The organism is Arcobacter thermotolerans (genome assembly GCF_983172305.1).
The window spans coordinates 1-10,510 of the sequence record NZ_CFAFZJ010000020.1; the positions used below are offsets into that span (position 1 = coordinate 1).

Consider the following 10,510-nt stretch of genomic DNA (forward strand, 5'->3'; position numbering starts at 1 on the left):
CTGGCAATATTTTTTGAAGGAAGATTAGATAGTGAACTTAAAATTTAAGTTCTGGTGTGATAGGATTTCTCCTATCAGAATTACTTTGACACGAAATATTTAACGGTCTCTCAAGGGTTGAGTTAGGATAATATCTTCGTCCTGTTATACGAAGAATACCACTTTCTCCCACCATTAAATACAAATAATTTCTATCGCTTTCACTAATCATAACATCGTCTGAATCTAGTTTATTATCTATCAAACTTTTTATTTGCTCTACAGTATGATTCAGATCACTATGAATAATATAATCTCTTTTTTTTCTAAATCCAAAATAAACTGTTAAAAATAAATCATTACAAGGTTTTAATTCTTTTCCCCACATTGAGTATCTTGTCTTGATAACAGTATCAATTTTTGAAATTTGAGGCGGATTTTCTATAAAATTTCCCATTAAAACTCCTTTTAATTTTTTATTAAATCAAAAACAAAATATCCAAAAACACAAATCAAAGTAAAAACTAAAGATACTTTTAATTTAAAAATTAGATGTTTATGAGATGGTAACATTTTATTTAATTCCTTCTATATCATTTAAATATTTGGTAACAGCATTATTTATTATATATGTTTTGGTTACATTGTTATTTTCACAATAAGTATTTAATCTTTTATATAATTCAGGAGAAAGATTTGCACTTACTTGAGTTGTTCTTACTGTTCTGCTATCTGTTAGATATTCATCATCTTCAACTTCAACAATATAATTGCTACTTCTTTTTTCTTTTTTAGGATTTAATAAAGGTTCTATTAAAACTTTATAAACAAATATAATCATTACAACAACTACAATTAAAAAAAGTAAACTATCCATATCTATTTTTCCCCAACATAAGGTTTAACAGCTTCAACAACCTTATCCATGTCTTTTGCTTTCACATAATTATCCAACCAAGATTTAACCCATGGTGGAACTGGTCTATTTGTATCATTCCAGTTGTTTACTGTGTTATATGAGATATTTGATAATTCTGCAAAATCTTTTTTACTTAAATCAATGTTTTTTAAAAAATCTGTAAATTCTTGTTTGTTCACTTGTAATCCTCATAAAATAAGCATTTCACAATTTTGTGAAGTGCTTATTTTGTATTAAATTGTTAAAAACGTATCTACAAAGCCCATAAAAGAGGCGATACACCTAAAAGTGTAGCGCCAAATTATACCTATTTGTTGTATTAATTATACAAAATTTTATCTATATGTTGCTTTAATTCTTGACATTTTTATCTATATGTTGTAGTATTTCATTATAAAACAACATAACGGGGTATAAAATGAGTATAAAGGCAATAAATAAAAGTGGTAGAAGTAGGGTTTTAAGAGTTGATAGTTTTGAAACTATGAGAAAAATAGCAGATAGATTTGAAAGATGGGAGTTTGTATCATGAGAGAAATTATAAAAATATCAAGTGAAGTTATAGGAACTAAAAAGATAAATAGTGTAAGAGGTGGGGATTTACATAAGGGTCTCGGAATTATAAAACCTTTTGGAGATTGGATAAAAGTTCAAATCCAAAGAGCAGGGTTAAGAATAAACATTGATTATATTGTTTTTGATGAAAAGGTTGAAGCTGGAAATGGTTTTACTTTTAGAAAAGAATATATCCTTGATGCAAGAAGTGCAAAACATATTGCAATGATGAGTCAAGGTAAAAAGGCTGAAGCTGTAAGAGATTATTTTGTACAAATAGAAGAACAATATGAATTATTGATGCAAAACCCAAATATTCACGAACTAAGTGGAAGAGTTGGAGGACTTACAAAAGCAAATAATGATTTGAGAAAAGAGCTTGATAAATGGAAGAAAAAATCTAAAATAAGATTTGAAAACCTTGAAGATGATGTTGATGAACTAAAATCAAAACAGTTTTTAATCACTCATAAAAGTTTTGATGAAAAGCTAGATTTACTATTTAAAAGAAATAAAGAGATTTTAAATAGAAATGCAAATGAGTTCAATAGAGAAACTTTTATCAAATGGTTGCAAGAACACAATGTTTTTTATGGTGAATACCTTGAAATTTTAAGAACAGATGGTAGTGAGCTTCAAAGATGGGCTATAAATGGTATAGAAAATGAGAAAAAAAGAAGAGTTGAAGCTGAAAAAGAGCTATATAAAATGAAATATAGATATGAAAAAACACTAAATAAAATATCAGATTTGCAAAAAATTGCTAAAAATATAGTGGATTTTGATATGGAAATAGAAAAAGAAATGAACAAAGTTGATTTTTCTTAAAACAAAAAAGGTTGTATAAAAGCATTATAAAAGCGATATTTTACAACCTTTTTACTACTACTTAAAAACTACAACCAAAATACCATAATTTTTAAAAAAATGGTAGGGTAGAAAAAGTACCCTAAAAAAGATTTTTGAAAAAACATAAAATGCCATTACCAAAAATATAAAAAAGGTAATGAGATGTCAAAAACTCTTGGGCAACAGTACGATTCAATTCTTATCAAAATAGATAAAGCAGAAGAGTCACAATCTTATCAAACTGGTTCTGGTGAGCAACTCGTTAGAGGACAGCTTTCTACACTTTATGCTGAGAGAAATAGACTTTTAGAAAAAATAGAACGATATGGTAGAAACTATATTGAAGGTCAAAATACATCACCAGCAGGTGATACTTCTTATGTGAGTTTTGTGTAATGAATAAAATAGCTAGAACTATTTTATGGGCTTCAAATGTAGTAACTCTTGGTGCAGTTGCAAAAGTTTATGAAAGAGCTTTTTTTGAAGGTGCAAAACAAACTAGACTAAATAGAGATTTTAATATTTCAAATAATCACTTTGAGCTACAAGTTTCAGGTGATAGAGATATGTTAAGAGCAAGAGCTAGATGGTTGAGTGCAAATAATCCTATTTGTAAATCAATCGATAGAAGTATTATTAAAAACTGTATTGGATCAGGCATTTCTTTACAATCAAGAATAAATAAAGATGAAGTAAAAAATGCAGAAAATTTAAATAAGCAAATTGAAATTTTGTGGAATGAATTTACAAAAAAACAAAATTTTGACATAACAAAAAGAATTTCTTTTAGAAAATTTCAAAAGATGCTATTAAAAGCAAAATTAGTTGATGGTGAATCTCTAGTTAACTGCGTTTGGACAAATGATAAAAAATTCCCTTTAAAATTTCAATTAGTAGAAGTAGATCAACTTGATAATACAAAAAATAGTTTTGGATTTACTACAAATAAAAATAATAATACTGTTTTTAGTGGTGTTGAAGTTGATGAAAACGGTGCACCAATAGCATATCATTTAAAAACAGAGATAAATAGTATTTCATCTAAAAGATTTGATTCAAAAAACATAATACATTTTTATGATTCTGAAAGAGCTACCCAATACAGAGGGATTACAGATTATGCACAAACTATTAATAATCTAAAAGATTTTCAAGCTTACAACGATAGTGAAATAATCAAAAATAGAATTTTAGCTTCTTTTGCAACATTTATAAAAACTTCAAATGTTGGTGGAAATATATTTGGAGATAAACAAACTGGACAAAAACAAGGAAGTAGTGACCCAATAAAAGAGATAACTGCTGGAATGATTAAATATTTAAGACCTGGAGAGGAGGTTCAAAATATTCAATCTAACCAATTAGGAAATAGCTACAACGATTTTATAAAAAACACTATTCGAATAATAGCAGCTGGTAGAGATATATCTTATGAACTTGCTATTAGGGATTACTCTCAAGTTAATTTTTCAAGTGCAAGAGCAAGTTTAATCCAGGATAACAAAAGATTTGATGATGAACAAACATTACTTGTAGAAGATGCTTTAAATCCAATGTTTGAAATGTTTATGGATAGTGTTGTTTTAAGTGGTGCATTAAAAGTGCCAACTGATTATTGGACTAACAAAGATAAATATATAAAAGCTGTTTGGATTATGCCAACAAGAGAGTGGGTTGATCCATTAAAAGATATTAGAGCAATTGAATACGAAATAAAACTTGGACTTAATAGTAGAACTAGAGCAGCTGCAGGAAAGGGTAGAAATTATGAAGATATTATAGATGAACAGATAAATGAAGAAAAAATGATTACTGAAAAAAGAAAAAAAGCTGGACTTGAGCCAGTCATAGTTGAAGAGTAAATTTCCCGTGGGAAAATTTAATAAAGGAGGAAATGTGCCAAAGAAAAAAGAAGAGCTACAAAGAAAGTTATCTGGATTTGATACTCAAAGAAATTTTGTTGTTGATAGTAATGCAATAAATGAAGATACTAGAACTATATCTTTTATCCTTATTTCTGAACAAAATGAGGGTGAAAGGCGTGATTGGTGGACAGGTGAAGTTTTTATTGAAAAACTTGATGTTAATGGTGCTAGATATGAGAGATTAAAAACATTTTTTAAGGACCATAATAGAAGTGTTGATTCTGCTAGCGGTAAAGTTGAAAATATAAGATTGGAAGATGGAAAGCTAAAAGCAGATGTTGTTTTTGGAACAGATGAATCAAGTCTTAAATTATTTAGAAAGTACGTAGATGGAATTTTAACTGATTGTTCAATTGGTTACAGAATTTTAGATACAAAAATTGAAGAGAGAAAAGGTGAGCCAACACTTGTAACTGTAACTGAGTTTGAAATTTTTGAACTTAGTGCAGTTGGTGTTGGTTTTGATAAAGGTGCGACTGTAGGTCGTGAATTAAATTTAAATACAGGAGATGATTCTATGAATGAACAATTAAGAAAAGAGTTGGAGCAATTAAGATCTTTAGTTGATGGTTTAACAGCTGAACAACAAACAAGAAAAGATGAGCTTGAAAATATTGAAAAAGAAGCACAAAGAGCTTTAAATCTACAAAATGAACAAAAAAGAACAAGTGAAATTATGGATTTAGCAGCTGCTGGACATTTAACTTTACAAAGAGCTTCAGAGCTTGTAAAAGCAGGAACTCCAATAGATGAAGTTAGAAAAGCTGTAATTGATGAAAAAACGAGAGTTTCTCAAGTTGTTGTTGCTGGAACACCAGATAAAGATGTAATGGTAAGAAATATAGAAGATTCTATTTTATCAAGATGTGGAGTAAGTGTAGATTTAAAGGATAATAACTTTAGAGGGGCTACTTTATCTGAGATGGCTAGATATCTTCTTGGTGTTGATAGTATGGATAGAGCAGAACTTGCACAAAGAGCTATGAGTAATGATCAATTTAGTTTATTACTTGGAAATATTGCAAATAGAGTATTAACAACAAACTTTGAAGAGCAAGAAGGCACTTATCACTTATGGACTACGAACGTGGATTTACCTAACTTTAAATTACAAACAGATGTTGGAATAAGAAATCCAAATGGAAGACTTTCTAAACTTAAAGAAAAAGGTGAATTAGAAAATCTTGAATTAGATGAAAGCGGTCAAGCTTGGAAATTAGAAAGTTTTGGAAATAAATTTACATTTACAAGACAAATGCTAATTAATGATGATTTGGGAGCATTTTCAAATATTGTTGCTGAATTTGCAAGAATGGCAAAAAGAACTGCAAATGGTATTGTTTATGATTTATTACAAGCAAAAGGCGATTTTGTAAATTACAAAATGAATGATAATAAAGCTTTATTCCATAGTGAACACAAAAATATGGATAATGGAATTGCTTTGGATAGTGAATCTTTAAGTGCTGCAAGAACTAGAATGAGAAGACAGCTAGATGGAAAAACAGCTTTAAATATCAATCCTAAATATTTATTGGTAAGTCCAGAAAATGAAACAATAGCTAAACAGCTATTAACAAGTGAATCAAATCCAACTTCTTCAAATTCAGGTGTTGCAAATATTCATAAAAACTCTTTTGATTTAATTATTGAAGCTGAGCTAGAAGCAAAACCTTGGTATTTAGCAGCTGCTAGAAGAACTATAAAAACTGGAACACTTGCTGGAACTGGTGGACAACCAATAGTTCAAGAAAGACTTAGAAGTGGTGGTGGAATTGAATATGAATGTTTATTTGATTTTGGTGTAGTTGTTGAAGACTTTAGAGGTCTATATAAAAATTTAGGAGCATAATATGAGCGTACAAAAACAAGCAATTGAAAAATATGATGGGAAAGTAATTACTTATACTTGCCAAGAAGATGTAACAGTTGGTGATGTTATTCCTTTAGGTGTAAGTATGATAGGTATTGCTGTAAATAGTGGTTTAGTTGGAGAAGAGATATCTGTTGAACTTGAAAAAGTTTGGACAATAAAAGCAAAAACAACAGATGTAATTGCTGTTGGTGATGTTCTTTATTGGGATAATGAAGCCAAAGAGCTTACAAAAGAAGCTACAGATAATGTTTATGCAGGAAGATCTACTAGCTCTAAAACAGCAGTAGCTGGTACAGTTGACATAAAACTAAACGTATGAGTCTTAAAGAAACTATAAAAGCAGATTTAAACGTTTTTTACAATACTGATGAATTTGCAAAAAAAGGTTTTTTTAAAGGTAAAGAAGTAGCAATTTTATTTAGAAAAAATGATTTAGAAATTTTTGAAGTAAATTTTGAAAATATCAAAGCTAGAAGAGAAGATTTTGAAGGAATAGAAGAGGGTGATAGTTTGGAAATAGATGGTAAAGAATACACTGTTTCAAACTTCTCTTTTGAAAAAGATTTTGAAATCAATATTTCTATAAAGGAGAAATAAATTTATGAATCTATCAGAAAATGAAGCTGAACAAAAGATAGTTGCAATCATTCCATCTCAAATAAAAGCTCCTGTTATAGAAGTAATAAAAAGAGAAGCAGTTTCAAGGATAGAGCATAATGCAGTTTTTGCAGTTATTTTTAAACATTCTAAAGAAAATGCACTTTTGATGGTGAAAGCAGTAAAAAATTTATCTATAAATGAACCAAAAATATCGTTTAGTGGTTCTGAAGTAGATGAGAAGTTTGATATGGAAAATAGTGCAGTTTTTATAACTGTTATGTGTAAATAAAATTCCCCACGGGAAAAAAAGGAGTTGATTATATGAAAGTAGAGGCTATAAAACCTTTAAATTACAAAGGTAAAACTATAAGTGTAGGTTCAATTATTGATATTGAAGATAGTGCTGCTAAAAAATTAATTGATAAAAAAGCAGTAAAAGAAATTAATCAAAATAAAAATTTAACAACAGGAGATCAAAAATGAGAACAATAGGTGATAGATATATTGGTGGTGGAAAAATGTTTTTTACTCCATTTAAAAAAGATGGAACACCTGATACTGAGTTTGAAATTTGTGAAGTTCAAAGTGGACAATTAACATGGAATATTGAGAAAAAAGAAGCTTTTTCAAAAGATAGAGTTATTAAGCAAATGGTAGAACAAATTGTTACTAGTATTGATGGAGTATTCAAATTTACAACACAAAAGTTTACTTTAAAAAATCTTGCAATGTCTAGAATGGGAAAAATAGAGGTTGAAAGTTTTGATATAGGTGACACACTTCCCGATGGAACTGTTGCTACAAAGCAAGTAGATATTGATGTAATAAAAATGGCTGAAACACCTATTTTAAATGGACAGTTAAGATTTGTAGGTGATGAAGATGGAGCGAGTAAACCAGTATTACTCTTATACAATGTTTCAATGGCACCAGCAGGAGATTTTGATTATATAAGTGAAGATTTTGCACAACTTAGTTTTGAAGCTGCAGTTATGAAAAGCGATGAAGGATATGCAAAAGAGTATTGGATGAAGGTAGGAGAGTAATATGTCAAAATTAAGTCCTTTAAAAACAAAACATGACATTGAAGTTGATCTTGATGGAGTAGTTTATAAATTGACATTTTCTCCACTTAATAAGCACACTCAAGAGAAATTAGATGCATTTAGAAAAGATGCAAAAGAGCAGTATGTAACTGTTGATTCAAAAAATGCTGAATTAAAAGAGTACAAAGAAATCAAAGTTGTAAATGACAGTTTACTTCAAACGTTTGGAGAAGCTGGAGGAATAGCTTTGGAGCAAAAAACTGCAATTTTGATTGAAAATAAAGAGTATGTAAAAAAAATAAACTCTTTAGAAAAAGAGATTGAAATTCTTAAAAAAGATTTAGAAGATATAAATGTTTCTGTAGAAAATTATTATAAAAAATTCTTTGAAGAGAGCATTTCTGGAAAAGATAAAGTTAAATTTCAAAAAGCTGTAGATGATGCAGGTATATCATACTCAATTATAAGAGCATATATACTTGAAGCAGTAGAAGAGTCAGTTGAAAAAAAGTAAATAGGGTAATAAATTACTTAAAAACTATGGGAAAAAACAATGGTATTTTTTCCCATAAATTGAAAAGTGATTTTGAAATAGAGCTAGTAAATATTTATGTATTAGCTAGAAAATCAAATGGATTTGGAATAGAAGTAGAGTACCAGATAGTAAAAGATTACTGTTTAAAGTTCGATTATGATTTTTTGGAAGTATTTAAAATATTAAAAAATTTAAATCAAAAAGTTATTAGTTAAAAGCCAAAAATAAAAAAGGGTGCAATAAATATTATTATCGCTGTAATAAGCATAGTAATAGGAATCATCAAAGGGTTTTCAAAATAATTTTTCATGTTTAGATTATATTTAAAAAAGGCAAAAGATGTCAAATGAAGAAGTTCGATTAAAAATTAAAATTGATGCAAAATCTCAAGAGTTAATACTAATGAATCAACAAGTAAAAGATTTAGGGAAGTCTTTTACTGATACAGACTCTTTTGCTAATACTTTTTTAAAAAGAATAAATATAGCAGGACACATATATGCAGGTTTTCAAGTTATAAATAATACATTAGGAGATATTTCAAGAACGGGTTTAGAAGTAAATAAACAATTCCAAAAACTTACAAATTCTCTTACGATGGCAAGTGCTGTTATGATATCTAATAATGATATTTATGGAAATGCAATTAGCGTTCAAGATAAATATAGAATTGCACAAATTGAAGCTTCAAAAGCCACAGAGTTACTACAAAAAGCAAATATAGCAACACCTCATAGTATGAAAGAAACTGTTCAAATTTATGATGCTATGTATTTTGGAATGAGAAAAGTTGGTGCAACAACTTCTGATATGGTTGAAATAACAGAAAAACTATCTATTGCAGCAGGAAATAAAATCGGATTTGATGCCTTTCTTTCTGCAATGGATGGAATAAGCACAGGAACAGTTGAAGCTAATTCTGAAATGGGTAGATTTTTATCTTCAATAGGTTTAAGTAATGAAGCTATAAAAAATAGTAGTGATGTTGTACAGCTTTTCAAAGATAAATTATCAGATTTTCGGGTTATAGAAGATTATGATACAAAAATGTCTAACTTGAGTAACTCTACAGATATGTTCTCAAAAAATCTTATGAAGATACCATTTGATTATTTAGAGTCAAAAATACCTTCAGTAGCAAGATTATTTGATAGATGGGCAAAAAGTATAAATGAAATAAATATTTACCTTACAAATGCTTCTAACTTAAGTACTTATGATGAACTTATAAATAAACAATATCAACTTTTAGGAAAAATTGCTGAAGTAAAAAAGGATAAGTTTATTTGGGATGGAGATCAAAAATCACAATTAAAAGATTTAAATTCAGAGCTTGAGATTGTTTTTCAAAAACTTGCAAAAATAAAACAAGATGAAGATTTATTAAATAATGTAGTAACAAATGTAGATCTATCTGAAATAGATAAGCTTGTAAATGATACATTAAATCCTTACAGTGGGAAAATAGATGAAATAAATAGTAAATGGCTTACAAACTTTAATATATTAGTAAAAAATGGGAAAGATACTACAAAATATGTTGAAGCTTGGTCAAGGGCTTTAGATGATGTAAATCAAAAAGAAGATGATAAAAATAAAAAAGCTTTAGATTCTTTAAAAAAGATTGCAAGCGAACAAAATAAAGCATATCTTGATATTTCAAAAATTGGTATGAGTCAGTATGATAAATCATTAGTTGAAATTACTGAAAAAACTAAATCTTGGCTTGAAGCTGGTGTTAAAACGAATGATGCTTTGATAGCTCAAAGTAAATTAATAGATGAACTAAATAATAAAAAAGCTATTGATACAGCAAAAGAAGATTTATCTTTTTATGAAAGATTGGTTCAATTAAAATCTGATTCTTACGAAAAAGAGATAGAACTAGCAAATATTTCTTATTCTCAAAAAGCTTTAGATATTCAAGGTTTAGATAAACCTATTGAAGATAAGCAAAAACTCCTGGAACTTGAAACACAAATCTATAATAAAACATTAGATAGATTATCAATAGAAAATCAAATTAATGCTCTTGATGAAGCTTCAAGTTCATATCAAGATATTCTAGAGTCACAAATTGAGCTACTTGATGCAACTGGTGACTGGAATAGCAATCTTACAGGAACAGCTGCATCTTTAGCTGATATTGCAAGTGCAACTGGAAAATTATCAAAATTAAATCTTACAAATTTAGCAGCTGAAAATAAATTAAATACAAAATATGCA

15 protein-coding genes are annotated in these 10,510 nt (G+C 28.4%); 12 read left to right on the plus strand and 3 right to left on the minus strand.

Translation table 11 applies throughout. The annotated features are described in order from the left end of the window. Positions 1-37: 37 nt before the first annotated feature. The 3 genes from AC5LG6_RS11095 to AC5LG6_RS11105 form a co-directional block, all read right to left on the minus strand. A complete protein-coding gene (locus AC5LG6_RS11095) occupies positions 38-436 on the minus strand; it encodes a hypothetical protein (protein WP_498586628.1) in 399 nt (132 codons plus the stop codon). 117 nt (positions 437-553) lie between these two features. Next, positions 554-856, minus strand: coding sequence for a hypothetical protein (locus AC5LG6_RS11100; protein WP_498586629.1), 303 nt, complete (start codon positions 854-856; stop codon positions 554-556). Positions 857-858: 2 nt separating this feature from the next. Next, positions 859-1,077 carry a helix-turn-helix domain-containing protein gene (locus AC5LG6_RS11105; RefSeq protein ID WP_498586630.1) on the minus strand — a complete coding sequence of 73 codons (219 nt, stop codon included), beginning with the start codon at positions 1,075-1,077 and terminating at the stop codon, positions 859-861. Positions 1,078-1,426: 349 nt separating this feature from the next. On the opposite strand from AC5LG6_RS11105, the gene AC5LG6_RS11110 reads away from it, so the two are divergent. The 12 genes from AC5LG6_RS11110 to AC5LG6_RS11165 form a co-directional block, all read left to right on the plus strand. Further along, a complete protein-coding gene (locus tag AC5LG6_RS11110) occupies positions 1,427-2,281 on the plus strand; it encodes an antA/AntB antirepressor family protein (protein ID WP_498586631.1) in 855 nt (284 codons plus the stop codon). Positions 2,282-2,464: 183 nt separating this feature from the next. Then, a complete protein-coding gene (locus AC5LG6_RS11115; RefSeq protein WP_319046710.1) occupies positions 2,465-2,698 on the plus strand; it encodes a hypothetical protein in 234 nt (77 codons plus the stop codon). Further along, positions 2,698-4,164 carry a phage portal protein gene (locus tag AC5LG6_RS11120; protein ID WP_498586632.1) on the plus strand — a complete coding sequence of 489 codons (1,467 nt, stop codon included), beginning with the start codon at positions 2,698-2,700 and terminating at the stop codon, positions 4,162-4,164. The genes AC5LG6_RS11115 and AC5LG6_RS11120 overlap by 1 nt, the downstream gene beginning before the upstream one ends. 34 nt (positions 4,165-4,198) lie before the next feature. Continuing rightward, a complete protein-coding gene (locus AC5LG6_RS11125) occupies positions 4,199-6,079 on the plus strand; it encodes a phage major capsid protein (RefSeq protein WP_498586633.1) in 1,881 nt (626 codons plus the stop codon). A gap of 1 nt (position 6,080) precedes the next feature. Then, entirely contained in the window at positions 6,081-6,422 is a 342-nt protein-coding gene (locus AC5LG6_RS11130; RefSeq protein WP_498586634.1) for a DUF2190 family protein, read from the plus strand. Beyond that, positions 6,419-6,700, plus strand: coding sequence for a hypothetical protein (locus AC5LG6_RS11135; protein WP_498586635.1), 282 nt, complete (start codon positions 6,419-6,421; stop codon positions 6,698-6,700). Before AC5LG6_RS11130 ends, AC5LG6_RS11135 begins: the two co-directional genes overlap by 4 nt. A gap of 4 nt (positions 6,701-6,704) precedes the next feature. Next, entirely contained in the window at positions 6,705-6,992 is a 288-nt protein-coding gene (locus AC5LG6_RS11140) for a hypothetical protein (RefSeq protein WP_498586636.1), read from the plus strand. 32 nt (positions 6,993-7,024) lie between these two features. After that, entirely contained in the window at positions 7,025-7,186 is a 162-nt protein-coding gene (locus AC5LG6_RS11145) for a DUF7210 family protein (RefSeq protein ID WP_181403663.1), read from the plus strand. Further along, positions 7,183-7,749, plus strand: a complete 567-nt coding sequence (locus AC5LG6_RS11150; protein WP_498586638.1) for a hypothetical protein — start codon at positions 7,183-7,185, stop codon at positions 7,747-7,749. The genes AC5LG6_RS11145 and AC5LG6_RS11150 overlap by 4 nt, the downstream gene beginning before the upstream one ends. Position 7,750: 1 nt before the next feature. Next, positions 7,751-8,263 carry a hypothetical protein gene (locus tag AC5LG6_RS11155; protein ID WP_498586639.1) on the plus strand — a complete coding sequence of 171 codons (513 nt, stop codon included), beginning with the start codon at positions 7,751-7,753 and terminating at the stop codon, positions 8,261-8,263. 26 nt (positions 8,264-8,289) lie between these two features. Further along, positions 8,290-8,499: a hypothetical protein gene (locus tag AC5LG6_RS11160; protein WP_260923064.1), complete on the plus strand. Its 210-nt coding sequence runs from the start codon at positions 8,290-8,292 to the stop codon at positions 8,497-8,499. A 124-nt stretch (positions 8,500-8,623) separates the two neighbouring features. Then, on the plus strand, positions 8,624-10,510 hold a 1,887-nt coding region (locus tag AC5LG6_RS11165), incomplete at its 3' end, for a hypothetical protein (RefSeq protein ID WP_498586641.1).